This is a genomic window from Legionella massiliensis, assembly GCF_000756815.1.
GTDB classification, from domain to species: domain Bacteria; phylum Pseudomonadota; class Gammaproteobacteria; order Legionellales; family Legionellaceae; genus Tatlockia; species Tatlockia massiliensis.
This window is the reverse complement of the sequence record NZ_CCVW01000005.1, coordinates 1-23,705: the sequence shown is the minus strand read 5'-3', so window position 1 is coordinate 23,705 and position 23,705 is coordinate 1. Positions and strand designations below refer to the sequence as shown.

Here is a 23,705-nt window from a genome sequence, read left to right as displayed (position 1 = left end):
ATGAAGTCTAATAAATAAGCTCGTTGATATTTCCTACAAATATTTTGTAACACATTTATAGCACCATAACATATGTTGCCCGCGGAGCATTTTGGTCAGCAGTTTTCTTGTTGGCGAGAAGCCTTATGTGAAAGCAAGGGGAAACCCTACAAGGGGCGACGCTGTTGCTCCAAGATTGATGCACGCTTTAAGCAAGCAGAAGCGGAGCTGTATAACTTGTGGCCTGCCGAAGGCTTAGTGAATCAAGCCCGTTCGAATTATCGTTACGGCGAGGTGAGTGATAAAACCAGCTTTTATGGTTGTTCAATAGCCATTGATAAGCAAGCGCGCAAGGCCGAGCCTGACGATGCGATTAAGGGGTTAGTGGCACGAGCCAATTTGTTCATGGCCGACCGTTACACCATAAAACTAAGCCGCTCACAACGGCAATTATTAGAGGCTTGGGATAAGCTCTATCCGCCCGATGTCTGGGAAAAGACCTGGGCTGTGAAGGTAGCCGCAATCGAAGGCTATGAGAATCCGTACATTACCCAAAGAGGGTAGGGGATTCACTCACTTCATGGTGTGCGCGCGATACGAATAGCGGGTTCTTGCTGTAATGCTTAGTTGTGGCAGCTGCTTACTAATACCCGTTCGCCCATAAATATCGGTATCGAGCCATTGTTTTTCCTCAGCGAGCTGGTCATTGGCAATGACACAATACCAGCCTTTGGGGAGTTCCGCGCTACCATCCGACCAGCGATAATTGCGTGCCTTTAACAAGTCTTTCTTATCAAAAGGGGCGTTTTCAGCGATTAGCAAGGTCTCTTTTTTGCGAACGTTGGCTTTTAGCTCATCAAATGCTCCCTCCGCTTGGATAAGTAGATTAAAAGTCGCCCAACAGTCGTTGAGCGCGCGATGGCCATCATAGAAAAAACCAAGCTTCCAATTCAAATAATCGAGTTTAGCACTTTCAAAACTGCGCTCTTTCCAGTCGATATCTTTTAGCGTGCAGGCAAAGGGTAGGGCCTCAACCACAGGCTTAACAAAGTCAGGTGTTTGCAATTCAAGGAAATTTCGGTCAAAGCCAGCGTTGTGGCAAATGATAAGATGAGCGGATTTAAGTTCATTGGCCACAAAAGTCCAATCAATGGCCTTCCCTTGTACATCTTCATTGCGAATACCCGTAACTTTAGTCACTTCAGGGGGAATAGGCTTTCCTGGGTCGTTGAGCTCATTATAGGTAGACAGGACTTCAACAATGCCATCAGCTGTCGAAAAGTCAAAACAAAGCAGACCTAATTCAATAATCTCATGGGCTTTAGCCTCAAGACCCATCGTTTCCAAATCGATGATACAGGCTCTAAAACAGTCAGATTTTAAGGGAGAACGTTTGACAAAGTGATTTGGCACACGCCTTAATAGTTGATAATCAGGATGGGCTTTGATTTGTTGGATAAGGGCTTCGATCATAAAAATTGCTCTAAACAAGCGTGGGTTAGTGGAAAAGGATTTTTATCGCACTACTATGCAATAAATCAAGGTGCTTAGCTATCCATCTTGAATTTTTAGCCAGATATTTTCTACACTTAAGTGAGACACTCAAGGGATGAAACAACGATGTGTGGCCGATTTACCTTGTTTACTTCAAAAGACTGGGTTCGTGAACAGTTTGGTATTGATAAGTTACCTGATTTTACCAATCAGTTTAATATAGCGCCGAGCCAAATGGTTTTAGCAATTGTTGCTGTTGATAATCAATGGCATGTTGTTTTATTTCGTTGGGGACTTATACCCTTTTGGGCAACGGATAAGAAAATTGGCAATAAATTTGCCAATGCCCGTTCGGAAACAGTCACCGTCAAGCCTGCTTTTCGCCGATCTTTTCAATCGAAGCGATGTTTAATGCTCATGAGCGGTTTTTTTGAGTGGCAGCAACGATTAGGCATGAAACAACCCTATTATATAGAGAGTGTGAAACGAGATGAGCTGTTAACTGTGGCAGCTTTATGGGATAGTTGGCAAGCACCAGGTGAGGAAGATGTGATTCAATCCTGTTGTTTATTGACGACTTCTGCCAATGAGATGATGAGGCCAATTCATGACAGAATGCCGGTTATTTTAACTGAGAAGGAACAACAGGCTTGGCTTAACTGTAATTCGTCTATCAACGAGCTAACTTCATTATTAGTGCCTTATGCGGGTACAGATCTCCATTGCTATCCCGTCTCAACAAAAGTGAATAACTCACGCTATCAGGGTGTTGATACAATAAACCCGATTCAACTACAATCGGATTGAACCGTTTTATCGAATTAACCATGCAACAATTTCTCATCAATGTCCTCCTAAAGCGAGATAGCGGTTTAGAGTTAGCTATCGAGTTACATTTTGATTTTCATCCACTGCCTTGCACCATGAATTGGCAGGAAAAAGCCGGTAGCGTTCAATTCATTCATATCAAAGACTGTCATTCAGGAGAGAGGCTAATCGATTTAAGCTTTAATGAATATGCTCAATTAAGACAAGCGTGCTGGGCGTTTTTAGAGGGACGGTCATTATAGCCTGTATATTGCTTGGTTCACTGTTAGAAAGGGTTAGGGTATACTCCTAACCAGCAACACAACGTATACCTTGCACATCGGAAAATCATGGAGATAGGAATGGATATAATCCAAATGACGCTCAACGAGCAAATTATCATTCAATACAATCAAGAAATAATCACGCCGACTGTCGAAGAAAATCGAGAGTTTAGTGGTTTAGCCATTACAATTAAAGCCCCGAAAACCCTATCTGTCGATAGGGAAGAGGTTGCAATACTTAAAAAGCGTAAGCCTAAGGATAAGTTGGCCGTCTTGAAAAGTGATGATGAGCTTCAATTCGCTAGCCCGCAGAGTAGTCTATAATGAAGCTGCATTGTTTCGAAACAAAAATAATACAGACACTTGATGATCCACCAACAGAGAATGAGTCTGATTTAAGGTTACAAATTTCCTTTTATAACGTTTTTCCAAAAGATTACGATGAATGGGACAGCCAGCCTGATGGCGACATTGATGTTGTAAAAATAATGGATATGATGACGCAACAAGTGAAATATTGGGATGAACTAACATTTATTTCTCAACTCGATATTCGGGTTAAATGTTTGAACTATCTCAGAGCGAATCATTTATTACAGTATCCAAATTTAGTTCCTTTTCAATCGTTTCCCTACCGGATGCCATCATTTTCAGTTGATAAATCGAATACTGCACAAGTTATCCCTTTTCCTCAAAACTAACACGCTTCATCCTGACCTATCTGCACGATTGCAGGAAGGTCAGTTTCTTATATCTCAGACGCCAGTGGCATTAATGGAGAAAAAATTAATCAATATTAATCGTTAGTCAAGACTGTTTTTTTATTATTTATTTGTTATCATCTCCGACCCCTAGTCTTCTTTCGTAGACGATGTGGATATTTTATTTTATTAGCTCGCCTTTTTCAGTACATACTCATTTGCTTATTCTGTTAAGTTCTTTATTCATAAGGGCTGTTGGTATTAATTGCTTTTAAAATACCCTGTTAGGTTATCCACAAATTCTGTGGGTAAGTTTGTGAATACTCTGCTAAATACTTTGAAATCAATGATAGTTAGATGGATGCCCACTGTTTGATCTGCGGCGCATCAAGGCCTCAGGCTGGGATCCTGGTTAAAAAGAGTCATGTTTAATTTTTAACCTCCAACTCGTTGCTAGTAATTATCAATGATCTGTCACAACACATGTCCTATAGGGGTCCTGTGGAAGAACCCCCAAAAGTGGTCGTTCTGAATTAGTTCTCCTTCCAGAAGTGCCGTTTTAAATGTTTTTCAAGTTCATTGACCATAGCATCCATATCAATATCACCATTGCTCTTTTTAAAATTGTACTTGCCGGTAAAAGCAATGTGCGACCAGGCAATAGGTGAAATTCTGGCAAATTCGGTAATAATTGCTTCATCAACTCTATCAGCAAGCATTCTTTCATAAACTGTGTTCAAAATAATGGCGTTATAGGCGATGATGGCATTTGCAACCAATCTTACTGCATGCGCGCTTATCTGATTGTTTACTGTTTTACGACTCTTAAAAACGCCCCGATAAATTTTTCTGATAAGTCCCTGAAGCTGATGATAAGCTTCTGTTCGATTTCTGGCGGTTCGTATGGCTTTTCGCAGCCCCATATTATCAATCAAGTTCAACACATGTGTGCTTTTAAATATAGTATTGTACTCAATCAGGGCTTTTTTAAGTCTGGCATAGCGCGCATGGGTGTTTAATTTTCTCACGATGTTACTTTGCGTATTTTCCTGTAACAGCAAGGAAAGCAATACCCGCATAATATCCCGTTTTTGCGATTTTATCAGATTTTTATCAATAACACCTTTGGGTCGAATAATTCCGGTATAATTTTCAAGGGTTTTGACTGAATACAGATTGTTTGCTGCCTCTTTTATGTCCTTGATACTCGGGACATAATCAACATCGATGGAATCCAGGATAACAAAATTGAGTTTATTCAGGGAATGATTGTCTCCCGTTACCATATCGATGTTGATGTCAGTTTTATTCCCCTGGATAAGGTCATAAAGAGAGTGTCCCTCATATTCATTAAGCCCAATATTTTTAGCATTTGCGGCAACAAAGTTTGCAATCAGGGTATAAATCGACAGGCCGGGCGATTTTCCCAGATATTTTTTTGAATATCTTGATTGTATCGTGCCTTCACTGGTTGGTAATTTTTGCCCGTCAGCATCGGCCAGTAATCTGTCATCCATTAAATTCCATAGCTTGAAAATAGGTAGCGAATGAATCAGGTTACCCACCATGTCATTTGCTGCACACAGAGTTTCGATGCGTATAAAATCTTCCCGTGTCGAGCGCATCTGGTTGTAATTCAGATCAGACATTTCAGCCATCTTCTCAATACCAATTCCAAAAGCCTCGGACAAAATGCAGGCATTGATGGCCAAAACTGATGGTGCCTTCTTTTTATTATACCGGGTTTTCATGTGGGTAAAGGATTGCCACAAATTGATGCGCTCGCCGATATACATCATGACATCCGGTATTTCCACCTGGGTCAGGGTTCTGAAAAATGCATCATCCAGTTTGTCCAAGCTATCATAGTTTAAGCTCCAGTCATCTTTACCACTAGTTTTAATTTCCCTGACGTTGAATGCAGCATTTTCACTGTTTCCTATTCGTGCTGTTGTTTTATCCCATGTGGTATCCAGCTCGTTGAGCGCCTCATCCAGACGTTCATCACAATAAACGGGAATTTTGGAATAGCCAAATTCACTGGCTATTTTTTCAACATCATCGACCATAGCTGCGTCAATCAAATCATGCTCTATATCACAGAAGGAAACACTTTCATTACAGCAGAGCAAACCTTTCTCCAGGCGGCGATACATTTTTTGGTACACAAAGAACTCGAATAGATGTGGGTCTATTTCTTTATCATCAGGATCCTTTTTCAGATAGGAAAACTGTATTCTGGATATGGTGTCTTCCAGCTCCTGCGGTAATTTAAACGATGCCGGGCTTTTGCCACTGCCATAATGGGTTTTCAGCACCTCAATATACTCCATGATCTCACTGTCTTCCCTGTAAAATACAAAGGGTACTGCCAGTAGAATTGGCCTCAGATACAGTGCGAACAGACGTGATGATTCCAGATAAAATTCACGCATGGCTGCTTTCGTATCGAAGGTGCTACCCTGTATAAATTGTGCCAGCGTTGAAAACTGCTCTTCCGGTAGAATCCTGTAGGCTGCCTGATTCAATTCATCGTGACTCAGACCTTTTTTGCGCTTTGGGAACCATTTGAGAAATCTGGCCAGCTTTGGTAAATCAACCACCAGGCCCGAATGATATTCGGCTTTTGCCTTTTCTGCATAAGCTTTCGCGTCAACGATGATAGCTCTCGTATGGTATATAAAACTGATGATCAAATTATCCATAATCTGTTGATAGCGGTGATAGATAAAACAGAGGGCATGTAACTATTGTTGTGGTCTGGCCAGTCTTCGCAATCGTGAAGCCGCATATTGTTCCGCTATATCAGCGAAATAACGAATGGCATTTTTGGATAACAGCAGAGTTGGAAGAAAATTCCTTGAAAATTGATAAAGACCGGCAATCTCCAATGCTTTTTTAACTTCAGTACATAACGCGGTATATGTGAAGTTTTTTTGATCAACCCGTAATATGTTAAGTTTGGTTATACCTTCTTCCCTGTCGACCAATTCTGATAACTTCTCCTGTTGCTCCCCAGGTATTGACAATACAAGCTCATCAAGTCTTTTGCCCTCACTGACAAAGGCCTGAGTAAACATATCCTGCAAGCTTCGGTAAGTTGGAATGACAATTTTTTGATTATCAAGCCAGACCAGCAGTTGACGAAATGTGTCATGACCTTTTGGGTAGTATCGCAACAATTCACAGATGTGTGCCTGAACTCCAGTCGCAAGCTCCACTGACCAGTCCCGGTACCCAAAAAGGTTGAGAATAATCTGTTTTTGCTGGTTTATGCATTTACGGTAGATGCTACCATCAAAAGCCGGATCTGTTTTTTTAAAAAATCTGGCAAGGACATATTCAACATCCGACCGAACATCATCAAAGGTAAAAGTAAAAAACTGGTTCATGGCTTTGAAGTACGCAAGTTGCAAAATAAAATACGTTTTTGTTTTGACAGTACCAAATTGTTCCAGCTGATCCAGTTCGACCTGATTGAGATCAAAATAGAGCTGTTGTTCATTTTGATTAAAAACTGGTCTTGCATACAGATCAGCAATTTCAGCTTCTGGCAGCAGATAAATACGTTTCAGGTTCGTCATGCGGGTTCAAAAAAACGGAGGTTTGGATGGACTGGGCTTTCAGTCAACGAAGGTCGTATTGTACGCCGATTTTTGGTAAGATAAAGCGGTTCAGTAAATCTTGGTTCAAAATATCATTTTTTAGTTAGTAAAATGGACTCATATGTATGAAAATTGGATATGCGCGTATTTCAACCAAAGAGCAATCTTTGTCCATGCAAGTTGATGCTTTAAAAAAAGCCGGTTGTGATCAAATTCATGAGGAAATTGCCAGTGGTGCCAAAACGGCAAGACCAGTGCTTGAAGAAATTATGCGAAATCTTCGAGAAGAAGATATCTTGGTCATTTGGAAATTGGATCGACTGGGTCGAAATCTGGCACATCTCGTCCATTTAACTAATAAACTGATTGAGAAAAAAGTTGGCTTAATCAGTTTGAATGATCCGATTGATACATCAACTGCGCAGGGTCGGATGATTTTTGGTATTTTCGCAACGTTGGCAGAGTTTGAGCGAGAATTAATTCGTGAACGCACACAAGCAGGATTAAAATCGGCTCGCGCCAGAGGACGCAAAGGGGGTCGACCAAAAGGCATGTCTCAATCAGCCATTGAAAAAGCTGCTATTGCTGAAGCACTTTATAAAAATGGAACTATTCCCGTAAAAAAAATTGCTGAACAATTAAATATTTCTAAAACCACCCTGTATTTGTACTTAAGACACAGAAATGTCGATATAGGTGTAAAAAATGAAATTTAATATTCCAATTTCCAAAAAAAATATTAACAGTCTAATAAATATCGTTTTTATATTAATACTTCTGTTTTTTTTGTTGCTACTCTCCCCTGATAATTATGCGAACGAAATTAATACCAACATAGATGATAAAAAAATTCAAAAAATCTTAATTGTTGTTGCCTTGGATAAAGAAGCAAAACCAATAATAGCCAAGTTAAACTTACATAAAAGTCAGCACCATTTCGATAAAATGCCTATGCAAGGTTATGTAGGAAAATATGCTAACTTTGATATATTTCTTATAACGAATGGAACAGACCCTTTATATAATGTTCAAAATATAGGAACTCAACCCGCTACGCTTTCTACTTATCTAGGAATTTCTTATTTTCATCCCGATCTAGTCATCAACATAGGTACAGCTGGGGGTATAGCAGAGAGTGGTGCTCAGATTGGAGATATTTACATAAGCCGAAAAATCTATTTTATTGATAGAAGAATGCCAAATTCAGGTTATTCCCAGTATGGGTTTGGTGGCTATATCTCCTCTGATACCCACTTAATTGGAAATGAGATTAATCTAAAAAAAGGAATAATATGCTCTGGTGATTCATTTGATAAAAATGACACTGATTACCAAATTATTTTAAAAAACAGATGTGCTGCAAGGGACATGGAAGCAGCTGCAGTCGCTTGGGTTAGCATGTTAACAACAACCCCTATGTTTGCAATAAAAGGGATCACGCATATTGTTGGCAGTAAGAATGCTAAGGAACAATTTGATAAAAGAATCTTATCAGTTAGTAAACTATTATCCAAAAACCTACAGGAATTTCTTGATAAATTATCAAATAACAATTTGTGGGACAACAATAGATCACTAATAAGACATGCTGGCTAGCGATCTGAAACGTGTTAACTCAGAACGACCACTTTTGGGGGTTCTTCCACAGAGCCCCCTTCACTGTGGATTTCCTCAAAAAAACTTATCTTTCAGTTTGGTTTTGGGTTACCAGTTACTCAAAATTTATTTGGAAATCAAAAAAGGGGAACGTATTTGCTGGTTACAAATATTGTTTTGACTTTATAATAAAAATTTCGAAAAAAGCTAAAACCTTATTCATTTACCATTACCATTTTTCTATCTCGTCTGGGTCAACACCGTATTTTTTAATATAGACTCGGTGATCTAATAAGGCCTAGTGCACTCATCAATCTCTTGAAAAATTTCTAGAGCAGTCGTAGGAATAATCACTTCAGATGCAGGATGATCACTTGCTATTGCCAGTGATATCAATAGAATAAAGCAATGGGATTTTAGCACTTTTGGTGAATAATGAACTCTGGATAAAGCGTTTTATGTCCATAGTTTGCTCCTTCTAATGAGAGTAACTCATCCTCTGTTAATGTCGTGGATGGTGAGGTTGATAGCCTCCAAAGCTGCGTTTCTTCGGAGCGTCATTATTAGATTTAGTGTTTTCTGTAGACGAGGAACAGGAGCATAAGAACACTAAAAGTGTTAAAATAAAAAACATCTTATCCTGTTACTATCCGTATTAGTTTCAATAGATTAACTCTAATTTAAAAAGAATTAGAATGAAAGCGTTTATAATCATTAGTGCATAGGAATGGTATGAAAATATTTCTTATATAAAGTCATATAAATGTCATTGTTGGTAATTTTTCTAAGCGCTTTATTCACTCTCGTAATGAGTGTCAAAGAGTCATTTTTAGCCATAATTCCATAGCCTGTCCCTATAAGTAATGGTTCTCCAATCCCTGTAAAAGACTGCTGATTATTAATAATCCAATAGTCTGCTGAAAAATCATCCATCAAAATACCGTCCACTTCATTATTATTCAATGCACTGATTAATTGTTCTGTAGTAGGATATTCTGTAATGGATATTCCTGGCAATTTAAGGGTGATCCATTGTTTAAAGATACTTCCTTGTATCACGCCTACATTTTTTTTATTGAAATCATCCATCGACGTGATTGAGTTTTTTGATGTGGTAATAAAACGTGCGTTACTTACTAAATAGGGAAGACTAAATGTAAATTGTTTTTGTCGCTCATCGGTTATGATAATTGCGGCAATGGCTAAATCGATTGTTCCTTTATTTAATTGGGTAAAGAGTTGATTAAAGGGCATGGGTTTAAACTGGCATTGGGTTTTCATTTCAGTACATAGACTGCTCATAAGCTCTATATCAAAACCAAAGTAATGATCATTATCTGCACGCACAGTAAATGGGGGATCGTAAGATACAATGCCTACTGTTAAAGGTTTGGCTATTATGAGAGAGGTATGCATCAACAGAATTAAGCCTATAAAACGAATCAACATAACAGAATCACTTATAATAAAGCATTAATTGAATGATCAATGTATTTGTTTTAACATGTATCCCTAAGTTTTGAAATGATTTTTAAAGAATAAATGGCAGGGCTGTATAATTAATCTGTTTAAGAGTAAACTCAGAAGAAGATTGCTATTGCAGACATTTTAAGGTAGGGAATGCTTTATTTTTCAAGAGGAGTGCTTGGGTTTTTATGCGTCTTTGTGTTCAACGAAGTGATGGCTGCTCACCTCCTAACATTTAAAGAAGCAGTCGATATTGCTTATCGTAACAATCCAGAATTGCAGGCTGAAATTGATAAAGCGCATGCCATGCGTGGGTACTTCATCCAAAGCGGACTCTACCCTAATCCCCAAGTGACCTTAACCGCAGAAAACTTTGGTGGTTCAGGTTCTTATTCAAGCTATGAAGCTGCAGAAACCACAGCGTCTATTACCCAACCTATCCCTTTAGGAAACCGTTTGTATTATCAACAAAGAGCTACGTATGGTGATTACCTCGCTTCTTTAGCACAAATTCAGGTATATAAGGCCACGTTATACATGAATGTAGGCACCGCTTATGTAGATGCTTTGTATGCAGGTCAGTGGCATGAGGTTACGAAAAAATTGACTCGTGTCAACGAGGATATTGTAGCCGCTATTGATAGACGGGTAAAAGCAGGCGCTGGCGCGGAACTGGATTTACGGTTAGCTCAAGTGCGACTCGGTGATGCGCGCATTCAAGAGCAAAAAGCAGGTCGAGATACACTGGCTCAACGCGCCAAATTATCGCGCCTTTTGGGTGATGGTTTGCGAGAAGACCGTCGTTTAGTCGATAAAGGGCTTCCTGATGTGACATTGAAATGGCCAGAGTTAATTAAGAAACTGCCACAAAGCCCGCAATTACAACAAGTACAAATCCAATTACAAGCCAAACGTGCTACCATCACTGCCGTTAAAAAGGCCGTATGGCCTGACTTAAATGTGCAATTGGGCGGACGACATTTTGAAGACGACGGTTCTAATGCGGTGGTGGCCTCAGTTAATGCTGAGGTGCCGGTATACAATAGAAATCAGGGGAAAATTCTTACGGCAGAAGCCCAATACACGCAGACTGCCCACCTATATCAAGGCACACGCCTTGATGTAAGACAAAATGTTTATACCGCCTTCTTGCAAGCCCAACAGAGCCAATATGAAGCCAATTTGGTCACCAACTCCCTACTTCCTTTGGCGCGTAAATCGATTAGATTGGCTCAGGAGGGCTACAAAATGGGGCGTTACACCTACCTTGAATTATCACTTTCTTTAAACACTTTGTTTGAAGAGGAGCGCCATTACCAACAAGCTCATGCGGATTATCATAAAACCTTAATCCAGCTCACAGGACTCTTGGGATTACATCCCACTAAGGAGAGTAAATGAACCGACTGCTATTTAAATCTTTTTTTATGCTCATCATTTTTTTGGTAAGTTTTAGTTTTATGTCAGGTTGTTCTAATGAAGCTAATGTGCCTCAGGAGAAGAAAGAGCAAATAGAGAAGGGGCCAACAGGCGGCCGTTTACTTAAAAAAGGAGAGATAAGTCTTGAACTTCAGTTATTTAATCGGGGCATGCCTCCTCATTTTCGCGCCTATATATATCAAAACGATACAATAATTTCCCCAAAACAAGCCCAGCTTACGGTACAACTAACCCGTTTTAATCAGAAAAAAGAAGACATTACGTTTATTCCTGTTGAAGACTATTTGCAAAGTAATCAAGTGATTCAAGAGCCCCATTCGTTTGATGTCTCCGTTAAATTAGTGTTATCGGGGCAATCGTATGAATGGAATTACGCAAGCTATGAAGGTCGCGTGAAACTGCTGCCAGCTACGCTTAAAGCCGCGGACATTCAAACGGAAACCGCAAAAAGTAAGATTATAAAAACCCAGATAAAAGTAGTAGGGAAAATAGTCCCTAATCGAGATACGATGGCGCCTATTTATGCGCGTTATGCGGGCATTATCAAATCGATGAATAAGTATTTAGGCGAAGAAGTCACTAAAGGTGAACCGCTGGTGACTATTGAAAGCAATGAAAGCTTACAAAACTATACGATTAACGCGCCTATTACCGGCACCATCGTCCAAAAATACGTAACTAATGGTGAGTTGGCACAAACCACCAAACCTATTTATGATGTTGCGAATTTAAGTAATGTTTGGGCTGATTTTAGTCTATACCGTAAAGATGCACCGTTGGTGAAACAAGGCATGACTATTCGGGTAACAGGCGATGAAGGCAAACCTAATTCGAGCAGTACGATATCCTATATAGCCCCTCTTGGTATTGAGGACAGTCAGACCACATTGGCACGTGCCGTTTTACTCAATGAGAAGCGTCTTTGGTTGCCGGGCATGTACGTTAATGGGGAAATTATTATCAAAGAAAAAACAGTACCTGTCGCTGTACTTCTTTCAGCCATTCAACGTATTGGTGACCAAGACTTAGTCTATGTACAACAAGGTGATTATTTTGAAGCAACCCCAGTGGTTCTTGGGCAAAAGGATTCACAATGGGGTGAGGTGATATCAGGACTGGAGGCCGGGCAGAAGTATGTCACTCAAAACAGTTTCTATATTAAAGCGGAGCTTGGCAAGGAAGGCGCAAGCCATGACGACTAAGGATAAAAGATGCTCGAAAAAATCATCCGATTTTCACTAAGACACCGTTGGTTTATCCTGCTGTTTACATTGGTTATAGCACTTTTTGGTGTCTATAACTTTCAAAAGCTTCCTATTGATGCGGTTCCTGATATTACCAATGTGCAGGTGCAAATTAATACTCAAGCCTCAGGCTATTCACCCTTTGAGGTAGAACAACGCATTACCTTTCCTATTGAACTCGCGATGAGCGGATTACCTCATTTAGATTACACGCGCTCTCTTTCTCGTTATGGATTATCTCAAATCACGGTGATTTTTAAAGATGGCACGGACATTTATTTTGCGCGTCAATTAATCAATGAGCGATTGCAGGAAGTAAAAAATAAGTTACCACCCGAAGTTGAGACTTCTTTAGGTCCCATCTCCACAGGACTTGGAGAGATTTTCATGTTCACAGTAACCAATAAACCGAATCTTTCAGAGAAACAACGTTACAACCCAACAGAGCTTCGCACGATTCAAGATTGGATTATTAAGCCCCAGTTGCGCAATGTGGAGGGAGTTGCCGAGGTCAACACTATTGGTGGGTATGAAAAACAATTTCATATTACGCCAGATCCTGCAAAATTAGTTCGCTACAACTTGAGTTTAACTGATGTGGTTGAATCACTTCAGCGCAATAATGCGAATGTAGGTGCGGGATATATTGAGAGCAATGGCGAACAAAGTCTTATTCGAGTTCCAGGTCAAGTACAAAACATCCCTGATATTGAAAATATTGTGGTAGCCAGTTTTGAAGGAACACCAGTACGCATTCGTGATGTGGCTGATGTGGCACTGGGTAAGGAGTTACGTACTGGAGCTGCCACAGAAGACGGTCAAGAAGTGGTATTAGGAACGGTATTTATGTTGTTGGGAGAAAACAGTCGCACCGTTTCAGAACGCGTGGCTGCCAAAATGAAAGAAATTAATAAATCCCTTCCCGCAGGGGTTGAGGCAGTTACTGTTTATAACCGTACGCTACTTGTTAATGCCACGATTAATACTGTGAAAAAAAATCTCCTTGAAGGGGCTTTATTAGTCTGCATCATTCTCTTTTTGTTTTTAGGGAATATTCGTGCAGCGCTTATTACTGCGATGGTCATCCCTTTGTCCATGTTGCTTACTATTACCGGCATGGTGACGAATAAAATCAGTGCGAACCTCATGAGCCTAGGTGCACTTGATTTTGGTTTGATTGTCGATGGCGCCGTGATTATTGTTGAAAATTGCATCAAACATTTAGGGGAACAACAGCATGAACTAAAGCGGCTGTTAACCCTTGAAGAGCGATTAAAAGTCATTTCCCATGCAACCACCGAAGTCATTCGACCTAGTATTTTTGGTGTGTTCATTATCACTGTAGTGTACTTGCCTATCCTTACGCTCACAGGTGTTGAAGGGAAAATGTTTTTGCCGATGGCTGAAACGGTGATTATTGCGCTAATGGCCTCCATGCTTTTTGCCTTAACCTTTATTCCTGCGGCTATTGCTATTTTCTTGCGAGGCCGAGTTCAGGAAAAGCAAAACTGGTTAGTTCATTATATTTCCCAGGGGTATGAGCGTGCCTTAAGACGTTGCTTTCATGCGCGAATCTGGGTGGTGAGTATTGCTGGGGTCTTAGTGGTTGTAAGCCTTATTATTGCTTTTCGTCTGGGTGGCGAATTTATTCCAAGCCTTGATGAAGGAGACATTGCCATGCAGGTCATGCGTATACCGGGTACCAGCCTTACCCAATCCATTGCCATGCAGGATATGGTGGAGAAGCGGGTAAAGCAATTTCCTGAGGTTAAGAGCGTGTTTGCTAAGATTGGTACTGCTGAAGTGGCAACAGACCCTATGCCGCCTAATGCAGCGGATACCTTTATCATGCTAAAGCCACGGGACGACTGGCCAAATCCTAAAAAAACCAAACAAGAGTTGGTGCAAGAAATTGAAGAGGCCATAAAAAAAATCCCAGGAAATAACTATGAGTTTACTCAACCCATTCAAATGCGGTTTAACGAATTAATTTCTGGTGTTCGGAGCGATGTGGCTGTCAAAGTATTTGGTGATGACATGGGCACCCTATTAAAAATTGCTGAAACAATTGATGCCCAACTTGAAAAAACACCGGGCGCTGCGGATGTGAAAGTGGAGCAAGTCAGCGGCCTTCCTTTGCTAACAGTGGACATTAATCGAGATGCACTGGCACGCTATGGCTTACAAATTGGTACTGTCCAAGACGCGGTTGTCATCGCTACCGGTGGTAAAAAAGGTGGGGAACTTTTTGAAGGGGATAAGCGCTTTGACTTGGTGGTTCGTTTGCCTGAATCATTGCGGCTCGACCCTGACGTGCTAAAACAGGTTTTTATCCCATTACCATTGTCTAAAGATGGTATGCGCCATTTCATTCCGCTGAGTGAGGTTGCGAAAATGACGCGCAGCGAAAGCCCAAATCAAATTAGCCGGGAAATAGGCAAGCGTCGAGTGGTTGTTAGTGCGAATGTTCGAGGTCGGGATTTAAGCTCCTTTGTGATGGATGCAAAACAACGCATCGAACAAAATGTTAAAGTACCCAGTGGGTATTGGATTACTTGGGGCGGTCAGTTTGAGCAATTGCAGTCCGCATCTTCTCGACTACAAATCGTTATCCCTATCACCTTAGTGACCATCTTTTTATTGCTGTTTATGAGCTTTGGAAGCGTAAAAGATGCCCTTTTAGTATTCTCTGGAATCCCTTTAGCATTAACAGGGGGTATCTTCGCACTCTGGCTACGAGGAATTCCTTTATCCATTTCAGCAGGTGTTGGGTTTATTGCCTTATCAGGTGTTGCTGTATTAAATGGCCTAGTAATGATTACCTTCATCAAAAAGTTACGGGAACAAAAAAAGTTTTATTTAAAAGATGCAGTATTGCAAGGCTCCCTAGCACGACTTCGCCCAGTATTGATGACCGCGTTAGTCGCCTCCTTGGGTTTTGTGCCTATGGCACTTGCAACAGGCACCGGTTCTGAGGTGCAACGCCCTTTGGCAACAGTAGTTATTGGCGGGATTATTTCATCCACTTTCCTGACCCTGTTGGTTTTACCAGGACTATATTACATTTTTCATGACCGCCGTAAAAAAGGGCAACTCAGTCCACAAAAAAAGTCAGAGTGAATTTGACAAAGCACGGTATTTAGCTATATTAATAGTTAAATACTTGTTTAATTGTTTAAGTCATTATGCTAACACACGATCAAATGATAACGCTAAGCGATATTTTACATTTAATGGGTGAACCTAATCGCTTAAGACTTTTGGTGACTTGTTTGGAAGGTGCTAAGTCTGTTTCTGAACTGGCACAACAATTACAATTATCGGTACCACTAACCAGTCATCATTTGAGTTTACTTCGTTCGGCTCGACTGCTCGTTGCTAACCGAGAAGGCAAACACATTTATTACAGTATTTATGATGCGCATGTACGCTGTATTTTAGATGACATGCTAAAGCACTTTACCGAAGAGACGGACAGTTAATAGGATTTTTCTAATGGAACACGTCTTTGAGAGCAAGGTGTTGAATATCTTAATTGGTAGAACAAGGCCTATTTGGAGTGTTAATTATGACCGCACCTTTAACATTAACGACCTTTTTTGTTGCAGGCCTTGATTGTCCTTCTGAGGAACAATTAATCAGAAAGCAATTACAAACCATACCTGAAATAAAACAATTAGATTTTAATTTCATCGCGGAAGAAGTAACCGTACACCATTGTTTACCCACTATTGAGCCCATCCAGCAAAAAATTGAAAGCCTGGGTATGAGCGTTCGTTCTAAAAGTAGCAATGTGTCAGACCAAAAGGGCAAGCGTTTTGGTATTGATGCGTCTTGGGGTGCCATTGGAATTGCTGGATTATTTGCACTTTTTTCAGAATTAGCTGCGTATTATTTTGCATCAGAACAATCCATTTGGGTCATTGTTCCTGCCTTATTAGCTATAGCGTTAAGTGGTCCTGCAACCATTAAAAAAGGGTGGATTGCTTTACGCACGAAAGCGATGAACATTAACAGCTTAATGTTAATTGCCATAACGGGTGCTGCCTTTATTGGTGCATGGCCAGAAGCTGCAATGGTGACCGTTTTATTTGCACTTGCTGAGCGTATTGAGCGTTATTCCTTAGATAAGGCACGTCAGGCGATTCGAAGTTTAATGGAAATTGCCCCAGAGGTCGCTCTGGTTAAAGGGGACAATGGTCAATGGCACACACTACTTGTTACAGAAGTACAACCTGGTGCCGTATTTAGAGTGAAACCCGGTGAGCGTATTCCTCTCGATGGTCATTTGATTTCAGGTCAAAGTACGGTGAATCAAGCGCCTATTACTGGAGAATCAATGCCGGTGAGTAAACGAGTAGGGGATAGTGTTTTTGCCGGAACACTCAATGAACATGGTTCGTTTGAGGTTAAAGTGAGTAATGCTTCAGGGGATACCCTACTTGCAAAAATTGGCAAAGCAATTGAACAAGCACAAAGTGAGCGTGCGCCAACTCAGCGATTTGTCGATCAATTTGCGAGATACTATACCCCAATAATGGTCCTCATTGCCGTTCTAATCGCCCTCATCCCACCCTTGGTATTTGGCTATCCCTTTTATGATTGGATCTATAAAGCATTAACCTTACTGGTCATTGCGTGTCCTTGTGCTTTAGTTATCTCGACACCTGTTACAGTGGTAAGTGGTTTAGCCGCTGCAGCAAAGAGCGGGATACTCATTAAAGGGGGAAGTTATTTAGAGAATGGATACCGCTTAAAATTAATTGCTCTGGATAAAACAGGCACATTAACCGAAGGAAAACCGGTAGTTACTGATTTTATTGCTTATGATAAAAACCATACAAAGAGCGAGTTATTACTCTTGGCAGCAAGCCTTGATTCTCACTCCGAACATCCCGTAGCACACGCATTGGTGGCCTATTGGCATAAAGAGCAACCTAATGAAGAAATGCTCTCTATAGATCAATTTACCGCATTACCCGGTCGAGGTGTTAAAGGCCTCGTTGACCAAGAACTTTATTATGTGGGTAATCATCAATTAGCTGAAGACAATGAAGTATGTAATTTAGGAGTTGAACAAGAGCTTGAGCGATTGGAAGAAGAAGGCAAAACAACAGTGATTTTAAGCAATAAGATGAAGGTGTTAGCGATTTTTGCTGTAGCGGATACGCTTCGTTCCACCAGTCAAAAGGCTATTGAAGCCTTGCATCAACAAGGCATAAAAACCGCGATGCTTACAGGAGATAATGCCATTACCGCTCGTGCTATTGCAAAACGTGTAGGAATTGATGAAGTACAAGCGAATGTGTTACCTACTGACAAAATGAAGGCAATTAGTCTTCTTCTTAAGGAATATAAAGCTGTGGGGATGGTAGGTGATGGGATTAATGATGCCCCAGCCCTGGCTGCAGCTACTGTAAGTTTTGCTATGGGGAAAGGCACTGATACTGCTTTAGAAACAGCAGATGTCGCTTTAATGAATGATAATCTGGCGATGCTGCCTTTATACATTTATTTAAGTCGTAAAACGTCTCGTATTCTACGACAAAACATCAGCTTGTCTCTGATTATTAAATTGGTGTTTTTTATTTTAGCTCTTAGTGGATTAGCTACCCTGTGGATGGCTGTATTTGCTGATATGGGCGCTAGTTTAATTGTGGTGGCAAATGGTTTACGATTGCTGAATTCTCATAAAAGCTATATGAAAAAGAGTCATTTAGCCGAAAGTGACACGTTAATTAAGTAATTAAAGGGCGTAAATAGTACGCTTGTTACATGAGTTAGGAGGTCGTTATGTTGCAGTATAAAGGCTACATAGGTCATGTGGTATTTGACGATCTCAATGAATTGTTTTTTGGAGAAATAATTAATACGCAGACGGTAATTACTTTTCAGGCAACCATGTCTCATCAGTTAAAAAATGCGTTCATGGAAGCGATTGATAATTATCTAAAAAGTTGTGAGAAACAATTGAAAGAGCCTGAAGTACCTTTATCAGGCCAATTGGCACTCACTGTTTCGCCCGAACTTCATCGGGATGTATTCATGGCTGCAAAAAACTTAAGGGTGAGTTTGAATGTTTGGATTTGTAGTGCTTTAAGGCATGCCGTGTGTAGGCATTAAAAATAAGAAAGAAGGGTCGTGTTAACAAAAGAGATTATGTATTGAGAGGTGATATATGAATGGGTCATTGCATTTTTTAGTAACCGAACCCTCTCTTGGCGCACGTATTATCATACGCGCTCAAATAACTCAATTGGGGCATTGTGTCGATATGGCTTTGGATGTTGAATCCACCTTAGTTTTGGTGGAATTAAAAACCTATCATGTCATTTTGATTGATGCTGAGCTTAATAAAGAAGGTGATTGTTTTGAACTGATTGACCTGATCCGGGAACAATCAATTTTTAATAAACTGACCCCCATTATATTACTGAGTACATCACCTCATAAAATTTTAAAAAACAGTCTTTACCCTTGCTTTGCAAAGCCTATGAACATTAACGATGTCACCAAGATAATTAATTATTTGGAGGAATATAATAAAAATAAATGATGTAGTGTTGGGGTTGGGACATATTATCCTCAAATAGAAGAGGAATACATACTAGTATTCAGTATGTTATGCTTAATAGGTATCGATTCAAAAGGAAATAAAAAATGACTATGGGATTTAAAAAAATTATTGTTTTGATAGGGGTATTCTTATTAGGTTGCAGTTTAATGTCCTGTGCAAAAAACAATCCTGATACAGCTCATCCTGAGGAAGGATATCAAGGAGGGTTTGGTGGTGATGGTGGACATCTGCATGAACCTAAAGAATAGCTCAGGTGTTTAATCAGTCTAGGAAAGATGATGGAACTTACTCCATGGTTTTTAGTCGCTCTGTCAGCCGCAGTTATTGTGTTATGCGGGCTTTCTCTTTTCATTTTTAAAAAAAGAAAAAGCCGGTATTTCATTATTGTTCTCTTTATTTTTCTAATGTTTGCAGCCATTTTTTTACATGGGGTTTCATTTAGAATGTTATAAAGGGTGTGCCAAGTGCCTTTAAGTGCTAATTGTTAGATGCATCGGGAGTGATGTGACACATCATTGTTAGGAAGACATTATGGACAAAAAGATTAAGCCCAATGTTCAAGGAGTTTCGAGAGAACAATCACTTTGGTGGGCTCTTTCATTAACAGGTGGTTTTTTGATTGCTGAGGTAATCGGCGGTATTTTAACCGGTAGCCTTGCATTAATCTCCGATGCTGCGCATATGTTAACCGATGTTACTGCGTTAATTATTGCACTAATTGCTATCCGTGTAAGTAAACGACCGGCTGATGCACGCCGTACCTTTGGTTACTATCGATTTGAAATTCTAGCTGCTGCATTTAATGCCGCTCTTCTTTTTGTAGTAGCGCTTTATATTATATATGAGGCATATCAACGGTTAAAACAACCTCCTGAAATTTATTCCACCGGTATGTTAATTATTGCCAGTCTCGGTCTGCTTATTAATTTAGCATCTATGTATTTATTATCCCGTGACAAAGATAAAAATTTAAATTTAAAAAGTGCTTATCTTGAGGTCTGGAGTGATATGTTAGGCTCTGTAGGGGTGATTATTGCAGCGCTTTTAATTCGCTTCACAGATTGGAGCTGGGTGGACTCAGCTATCGCAGTTTTAATTGGATTGTGGGTATTGCCCCGCACGTGGATACTTTTAAAAGAGACTATAAACATCCTTTTAGAAGGCGTACCCGCAGGAATTGATTTTAACCAAATTAAGTCTCGAATAATGTCTATAAAAGGTATTTTAGACGTACATGATTTACATATTTGGGCTATTACTTCCGATAAGATTAGCTTAACAGCTCACCTTGTCATTGATTCTCGTTTTAAGGAAGAACTGGTCAGGGATGAAGTTCAGTTATTATTATTAAACCAATTTAAAATTTCCCATACTACCTTGCAAATAGAATGCAAAAAGACACTTTATCTATGCCGTAGGGTTAATAATGTTGACTATTAAATGGCTATTAGAAGTGTAACGGAATCATAAACACAATATAGGGAGACTATTTAATTAATCCAATAAAGATTTAAATTTTCTTAGCCGCTTTATAGCCCATAATAACAAGAAACTAAATGTTTATGGATTTAGTGGTTATGAAAGAATTTATGGTGTTAGAATCAATAATTACTATTGAGATGACCCATAATTTATTCATCCATTAGAGCACATGGAATGGACTGTATCACATGAAACAACATTGCCCTATTCGATGGGTTATTCTAATAAATCTTTGTGACCATAAATTTTCCTTCCTTGGCCATAAACAAGGAAAAAAAGCTTACTTTATCTGAAGCAGAATCGTTAGCTCTTGCTACTTCGCCTGAATTACACCGCTTTCAAGCAGCGAGTGCGGCATTACAACAACAAGCTATTGCTGAGGGTCAATTAACTGATCCGCAATTGGTCGTTGGAGTTGCTAATGTGCCGACTGATTCTTTTAGTTTTACCCAAGACGAAATGACGATGGAGCAAGTAGGATTGCAACAAACGTTTGCTCGTGGTCGTTCCTTATCCATGAAATCAAAACAAAGCCGGGCGCTAGCACTTGCGGAGCATAGAAAAGCGCACGAAAAAGCCTTAACGTTAATTCGCAATGTACGAGAAACTTGGTTAGAACTTTATTACTGGACCGAAGCGCTGCGCATTTTACAAGCCAATCGTTTATTGTATAAAAATTTATTTAAAGTGACCACAGCAATAAAATAATGACTGCGCCTAACAAACCAGATAGAAAGTGAGCCTCTACATCAATTCAAGCCCAAAATTTACATTGAAATATACTTATTTATGATCATGCCGATGATGAACATCCGGATAATGAGGATGTGAATGCTTTATCATTTTATGCATGATGATGGCCCCTATGATTTTAATTGAATTAGTGTTAATGAATGCGATGTACCCCAATAGGGTAGTTAATACAGTTCTCATCAGTTTAATGGTTGTTTTTTTAATCCTGTTTATTGTGCTCATTAGAAATCAAACGGCAATATCTGATAAAGAGTTTCTTAAATCGATGATTCCGCATCATGCGGGAGCTATTTTAATGTGTCAGAATGCGCCTCTTCAAGATTTGGAAATTAAAAAACTATGCGATTCAATTATATCATCTCAACAATCAGAAATTGATTGGATGAAAAACAAATTGACTGCTTTAGAAAATAATAAGAAGGGTTAAACGCTCTATTCATAAGGACTAAAAAATGATAGAAATTATACCCATTGGCATCCCATTTTTGTTCATTTTACCGTGGCTTTGTTCAGCACCTCATTAGGTTTTTATAGTTTAGCTTATCTCTGTAGCAAGCTAGCTATCCTTCCAAAGACAGCTGCTGAATTTGAACTGGTTGCTCGCTGGTGTTTATGGGTAGTAGGTGTTTTAGTCATTGGTACGGTGTTAGCAGGTCTTTATGCCTTTAATACGGTGAGGCACGATGCTCCTTCTCACCTTGTAATGATTGATCCTCGCAATTGGGCGCTTGTTACTGCGGGCACGATGATACTGACGGCGCTTTGGTCTATTTGGCGCACCTATAAACGCAAAGTAATTACCATTACATTTATTATTGTTTTACTTAGTGTACAAGGGTTATTATTGGCTACTGCATGGCGAGGCGCTGAATTAGTGTTTCGTTATGGACTTGGTGTGATGTCGCTACCTAAAGCAGAGGGCGAGGGGCATCATCACGGTGCGGAATTTTGAAATGCCTTTCTTGAAATAATAGATACATCGTTAGGCTGATTGGTATTCAGGGAGAATACACGTGTTAAAAAAAATATTAATAATCAGTCTTGTGCTGTTTTTTGTATCCAGTAGTTTTGCAGCGGTGCGTGTGATTAATTTAACGGTTGCTTATAAAACAGTTTATTTTGCAGGCAAGTCCAGAAAAGCAATTGCGGTCAATGATCAAATTCCAGCGCCTACCTTACATTTTAAAGAAGGTGATCACGTAACAATTAATGTGTATAACCGTCTAGATAAGGATACGGCTATCCATTGGCATGGAATCCTTATGCCTTGGCAAATGGATGGGGTTGAAGGCGTAAATCAAAAAGGTATTCCACCAGGTGGCGTTTTTCACTATCAATTTACTCTTCATCAAGCAGGAACTTATTGGTATCACGCGCATGCGGGTCTGCAAGAGCAGCAGGGTATGTATGGTGCTTTTTTAATTGATCCGCCAAAGAAACCATCTTATCAATACACTAAAGATTATGTGGTTGTTTTATCCGATTGGAGCAATACCTACCCAGAACAAATTTTAGCGAATTTAAAAAAAGAAGGGGATTATTACTCTCCTAAATTTCCACTTCAACCCTCTCTTGTCAAATTTATTCATGATTATAAAAAAGCATCTGCTGATGAGCGTAAAAAAATCATTGATGATTATAAAATGATGCAGCAGATGCGCATGAGTATTTATGATATTAGTGATGTGGCTTATGATGCATTTCTATTAAATGGACAACCAAACGCCTCTCCTTGGACTGCTCCTGTGACAGTTGGCGATGTGGTGCGGTTGCGCTTTATTGGGGCAGGTGGCAGTACTATATTTAATGTAAAAATTCCAAATACCACCCTGCAAATGGTTCATGTGCAAGGAAATGATGTAACATCTTACACTATTAATGAGTTTAAAATAGCGCCAGGAGAGACCTTTGATGTGTTGGTTAAAATAAAAAAAAATGACCCTTATATTATTTATGCTGAATCAATCGATACTGTAGGAGCAGCTTATGGTGCTTTAGTAACAACGCCTCATCAAGTGGTTAATTTTAAGCAAGTACAACCCTTTCCTGAGCCCAAACCGGTGATGAGAGAAATGATGTCGCTAATGATGGGGGATATGGATCATTCGTCCTCAATGGCTAGCATGAAAATGAATTCAGGCATGAAAATGAATTCAGATAAGAAAATGAATTCAGATAAGAAAATGAATTCAGATAAGAAAATGAATTCAGATAAGAAAATGAATTCAGATAAGAAAATGAATTCAGATAAGAAAATGAATTCAGATAAGAAAATG

At 39.7% G+C, this 23,705-nt stretch carries 24 protein-coding genes; 20 read left to right on the top strand and 4 right to left on the bottom strand.

The annotated features are described in order from the left end of the window. The first annotated feature begins 72 nt into the window (after nucleotides 1-72). Nucleotides 73-543, top strand: coding sequence for an endonuclease (locus tag BN1094_RS17865; protein WP_052403376.1), 471 nt, complete (start codon nucleotides 73-75; stop codon nucleotides 541-543). A 9-nt stretch (nucleotides 544-552) separates the two neighbouring features. Here the strand turns inward: BN1094_RS17865 and BN1094_RS17860 are convergent, their stop codons facing one another. Continuing rightward, nucleotides 553-1,452 (bottom strand): 3'-5' exonuclease, encoded by a 900-nt coding sequence (locus tag BN1094_RS17860; protein WP_044012635.1) that lies wholly within the window; start codon nucleotides 1,450-1,452, stop codon nucleotides 553-555. Between the two features lie 147 nt (nucleotides 1,453-1,599). Here BN1094_RS17860 and BN1094_RS17855 point away from each other — a divergent pair, with 147 nt between their 5' ends. The 4 genes from BN1094_RS17855 to BN1094_RS17840 all read left to right on the top strand — a co-directional run bounded on the left by BN1094_RS17855 (nucleotide 1,600) and on the right by BN1094_RS17840 (nucleotide 3,265). After that, on the top strand, nucleotides 1,600-2,280 hold the full coding sequence (locus tag BN1094_RS17855) for an SOS response-associated peptidase (protein WP_044012634.1): 681 nt from the start codon (nucleotides 1,600-1,602) through the stop codon (nucleotides 2,278-2,280). 20 nt (nucleotides 2,281-2,300) lie between these two features. Further along, on the top strand, nucleotides 2,301-2,543 hold the full coding sequence (locus BN1094_RS17850; protein ID WP_044012633.1) for a hypothetical protein: 243 nt from the start codon (nucleotides 2,301-2,303) through the stop codon (nucleotides 2,541-2,543). A gap of 99 nt (nucleotides 2,544-2,642) precedes the next feature. After that, complete coding sequence (locus BN1094_RS17845) at nucleotides 2,643-2,888, top strand: hypothetical protein (RefSeq protein ID WP_044012632.1); 246 nt, start codon at nucleotides 2,643-2,645, stop codon at nucleotides 2,886-2,888. Beyond that, complete coding sequence (locus BN1094_RS17840; RefSeq protein WP_044012631.1) at nucleotides 2,888-3,265, top strand: hypothetical protein; 378 nt, start codon at nucleotides 2,888-2,890, stop codon at nucleotides 3,263-3,265. The genes BN1094_RS17845 and BN1094_RS17840 overlap by 1 nt, the downstream gene beginning before the upstream one ends. A gap of 533 nt (nucleotides 3,266-3,798) precedes the next feature. Here BN1094_RS17840 and BN1094_RS17835 read toward each other — a convergent pair. Next, on the bottom strand, nucleotides 3,799-5,970 hold the full coding sequence (locus tag BN1094_RS17835) for a Tn3 family transposase (RefSeq protein WP_245614409.1): 2,172 nt from the start codon (nucleotides 5,968-5,970) through the stop codon (nucleotides 3,799-3,801). A 42-nt stretch (nucleotides 5,971-6,012) separates the two neighbouring features. Continuing rightward, nucleotides 6,013-6,849, bottom strand: a complete 837-nt coding sequence (locus tag BN1094_RS20155) for a DUF4158 domain-containing protein (RefSeq protein WP_245614408.1) — start codon at nucleotides 6,847-6,849, stop codon at nucleotides 6,013-6,015. Between the two features lie 146 nt (nucleotides 6,850-6,995). Between BN1094_RS20155 and BN1094_RS17830 the strand changes: the two genes are divergently transcribed. After that, nucleotides 6,996-7,586, top strand: coding sequence for a recombinase family protein (locus BN1094_RS17830; RefSeq protein WP_044012630.1), 591 nt, complete (start codon nucleotides 6,996-6,998; stop codon nucleotides 7,584-7,586). Next, a complete protein-coding gene (locus BN1094_RS17825) occupies nucleotides 7,576-8,466 on the top strand; it encodes a phosphorylase family protein (RefSeq protein WP_044012629.1) in 891 nt (296 codons plus the stop codon). The genes BN1094_RS17830 and BN1094_RS17825 overlap by 11 nt, the downstream gene beginning before the upstream one ends. A gap of 714 nt (nucleotides 8,467-9,180) precedes the next feature. On the opposite strand, the gene BN1094_RS17815 is transcribed toward BN1094_RS17825, so the two are convergent. After that, complete coding sequence (locus BN1094_RS17815) at nucleotides 9,181-9,915, bottom strand: transporter substrate-binding domain-containing protein (RefSeq protein WP_245614406.1); 735 nt, start codon at nucleotides 9,913-9,915, stop codon at nucleotides 9,181-9,183. 231 nt (nucleotides 9,916-10,146) lie between these two features. Here BN1094_RS17815 and BN1094_RS17810 point away from each other — a divergent pair, with 231 nt between their 5' ends. The 13 genes from BN1094_RS17810 to BN1094_RS17755 all read left to right on the top strand — a co-directional run. Next, on the top strand, nucleotides 10,147-11,334 hold the full coding sequence (locus tag BN1094_RS17810; RefSeq protein WP_425411925.1) for a TolC family protein: 1,188 nt from the start codon (nucleotides 10,147-10,149) through the stop codon (nucleotides 11,332-11,334). Then, nucleotides 11,331-12,575, top strand: coding sequence for an efflux RND transporter periplasmic adaptor subunit (locus tag BN1094_RS17805; RefSeq protein WP_044012626.1), 1,245 nt, complete (start codon nucleotides 11,331-11,333; stop codon nucleotides 12,573-12,575). Before BN1094_RS17810 ends, BN1094_RS17805 begins: the two co-directional genes overlap by 4 nt. 9 nt (nucleotides 12,576-12,584) lie before the next feature. Continuing rightward, nucleotides 12,585-15,737 carry a CusA/CzcA family heavy metal efflux RND transporter gene (locus BN1094_RS17800; protein ID WP_044012625.1) on the top strand — a complete coding sequence of 1,051 codons (3,153 nt, stop codon included), beginning with the start codon at nucleotides 12,585-12,587 and terminating at the stop codon, nucleotides 15,735-15,737. Between the two features lie 65 nt (nucleotides 15,738-15,802). Next, nucleotides 15,803-16,099 carry an ArsR/SmtB family transcription factor gene (locus BN1094_RS17795; protein WP_028383794.1) on the top strand — a complete coding sequence of 99 codons (297 nt, stop codon included), beginning with the start codon at nucleotides 15,803-15,805 and terminating at the stop codon, nucleotides 16,097-16,099. A gap of 86 nt (nucleotides 16,100-16,185) precedes the next feature. Then, a complete protein-coding gene (locus tag BN1094_RS17790; RefSeq protein ID WP_044012624.1) occupies nucleotides 16,186-18,363 on the top strand; it encodes a heavy metal translocating P-type ATPase in 2,178 nt (725 codons plus the stop codon). 47 nt (nucleotides 18,364-18,410) lie between these two features. After that, a complete protein-coding gene (locus BN1094_RS17785; RefSeq protein WP_044012623.1) occupies nucleotides 18,411-18,740 on the top strand; it encodes a type II toxin-antitoxin system HicB family antitoxin in 330 nt (109 codons plus the stop codon). A gap of 55 nt (nucleotides 18,741-18,795) precedes the next feature. Then, the gene (locus BN1094_RS17780; protein WP_052403375.1) at nucleotides 18,796-19,173 is read left to right on the top strand and encodes a response regulator; all 378 of its coding nucleotides are present in this window, start codon (nucleotides 18,796-18,798) and stop codon (nucleotides 19,171-19,173) included. Nucleotides 19,174-19,277: 104 nt separating this feature from the next. Beyond that, nucleotides 19,278-19,442 carry a hypothetical protein gene (locus tag BN1094_RS19940; RefSeq protein ID WP_169043394.1) on the top strand — a complete coding sequence of 55 codons (165 nt, stop codon included), beginning with the start codon at nucleotides 19,278-19,280 and terminating at the stop codon, nucleotides 19,440-19,442. A gap of 283 nt (nucleotides 19,443-19,725) precedes the next feature. Beyond that, a complete protein-coding gene (locus tag BN1094_RS17775) occupies nucleotides 19,726-20,634 on the top strand; it encodes a cation diffusion facilitator family transporter (RefSeq protein WP_044012622.1) in 909 nt (302 codons plus the stop codon). Nucleotides 20,635-20,910: 276 nt separating this feature from the next. Beyond that, entirely contained in the window at nucleotides 20,911-21,384 is a 474-nt protein-coding gene (locus BN1094_RS17770) for a TolC family protein (protein WP_044012621.1), read from the top strand. A 157-nt stretch (nucleotides 21,385-21,541) separates the two neighbouring features. Then, the gene (locus BN1094_RS17765; RefSeq protein WP_245614404.1) at nucleotides 21,542-21,856 is read left to right on the top strand and encodes a DUF305 domain-containing protein; all 315 of its coding nucleotides are present in this window, start codon (nucleotides 21,542-21,544) and stop codon (nucleotides 21,854-21,856) included. Nucleotides 21,857-21,928: 72 nt separating this feature from the next. After that, nucleotides 21,929-22,381, top strand: coding sequence for a DUF2231 domain-containing protein (locus BN1094_RS17760; protein ID WP_342666492.1), 453 nt, complete (start codon nucleotides 21,929-21,931; stop codon nucleotides 22,379-22,381). A 61-nt stretch (nucleotides 22,382-22,442) separates the two neighbouring features. Next, the coding region (locus BN1094_RS17755) for a multicopper oxidase domain-containing protein (protein ID WP_245614403.1) at nucleotides 22,443-23,705 on the top strand (1,263 nt) is incomplete at its 3' end.

What these genes read in the sequence shown, in the direction of transcription:
- BN1094_RS17865 (WP_052403376.1), top strand. Translation starts at nt 73, where the DNA reads ATGTTGCCCGCGGAGCATTTTGGTCAGCAGTTTTCTTGTTGGCGAGAA.
- BN1094_RS17860 (WP_044012635.1), bottom strand. Translation starts at nt 1,452, where the DNA reads ATGATCGAAGCCCTTATCCAACAAATCAAAGCCCATCCTGATTATCAA.
- BN1094_RS17855 (WP_044012634.1), top strand. Translation starts at nt 1,600, where the DNA reads ATGTGTGGCCGATTTACCTTGTTTACTTCAAAAGACTGGGTTCGTGAA.
- BN1094_RS17850 (WP_044012633.1), top strand. Translation starts at nt 2,301, where the DNA reads ATGCAACAATTTCTCATCAATGTCCTCCTAAAGCGAGATAGCGGTTTA.
- BN1094_RS17845 (WP_044012632.1), top strand. Translation starts at nt 2,643, where the DNA reads ATGGATATAATCCAAATGACGCTCAACGAGCAAATTATCATTCAATAC.
- BN1094_RS17840 (WP_044012631.1), top strand. Translation starts at nt 2,888, where the DNA reads ATGAAGCTGCATTGTTTCGAAACAAAAATAATACAGACACTTGATGAT.
- BN1094_RS17835 (WP_245614409.1), bottom strand. Translation starts at nt 5,970, where the DNA reads ATGGATAATTTGATCATCAGTTTTATATACCATACGAGAGCTATCATC.
- BN1094_RS20155 (WP_245614408.1), bottom strand. Translation starts at nt 6,849, where the DNA reads ATGACGAACCTGAAACGTATTTATCTGCTGCCAGAAGCTGAAATTGCT.
- BN1094_RS17830 (WP_044012630.1), top strand. Translation starts at nt 6,996, where the DNA reads ATGAAAATTGGATATGCGCGTATTTCAACCAAAGAGCAATCTTTGTCC.
- BN1094_RS17825 (WP_044012629.1), top strand. Translation starts at nt 7,576, where the DNA reads ATGAAATTTAATATTCCAATTTCCAAAAAAAATATTAACAGTCTAATA.
- BN1094_RS17815 (WP_245614406.1), bottom strand. Translation starts at nt 9,915, where the DNA reads ATGTTGATTCGTTTTATAGGCTTAATTCTGTTGATGCATACCTCTCTC.
- BN1094_RS17810 (WP_425411925.1), top strand. Translation starts at nt 10,147, where the DNA reads ATGGCTGCTCACCTCCTAACATTTAAAGAAGCAGTCGATATTGCTTAT.
- BN1094_RS17805 (WP_044012626.1), top strand. Translation starts at nt 11,331, where the DNA reads ATGAACCGACTGCTATTTAAATCTTTTTTTATGCTCATCATTTTTTTG.
- BN1094_RS17800 (WP_044012625.1), top strand. Translation starts at nt 12,585, where the DNA reads ATGCTCGAAAAAATCATCCGATTTTCACTAAGACACCGTTGGTTTATC.
- BN1094_RS17795 (WP_028383794.1), top strand. Translation starts at nt 15,803, where the DNA reads ATGCTAACACACGATCAAATGATAACGCTAAGCGATATTTTACATTTA.
- BN1094_RS17790 (WP_044012624.1), top strand. Translation starts at nt 16,186, where the DNA reads ATGACCGCACCTTTAACATTAACGACCTTTTTTGTTGCAGGCCTTGAT.
- BN1094_RS17785 (WP_044012623.1), top strand. Translation starts at nt 18,411, where the DNA reads ATGTTGCAGTATAAAGGCTACATAGGTCATGTGGTATTTGACGATCTC.
- BN1094_RS17780 (WP_052403375.1), top strand. Translation starts at nt 18,796, where the DNA reads ATGAATGGGTCATTGCATTTTTTAGTAACCGAACCCTCTCTTGGCGCA.
- BN1094_RS19940 (WP_169043394.1), top strand. Translation starts at nt 19,278, where the DNA reads ATGACTATGGGATTTAAAAAAATTATTGTTTTGATAGGGGTATTCTTA.
- BN1094_RS17775 (WP_044012622.1), top strand. Translation starts at nt 19,726, where the DNA reads ATGGACAAAAAGATTAAGCCCAATGTTCAAGGAGTTTCGAGAGAACAA.
- BN1094_RS17765 (WP_245614404.1), top strand. Translation starts at nt 21,542, where the DNA reads ATGATTTTAATTGAATTAGTGTTAATGAATGCGATGTACCCCAATAGG.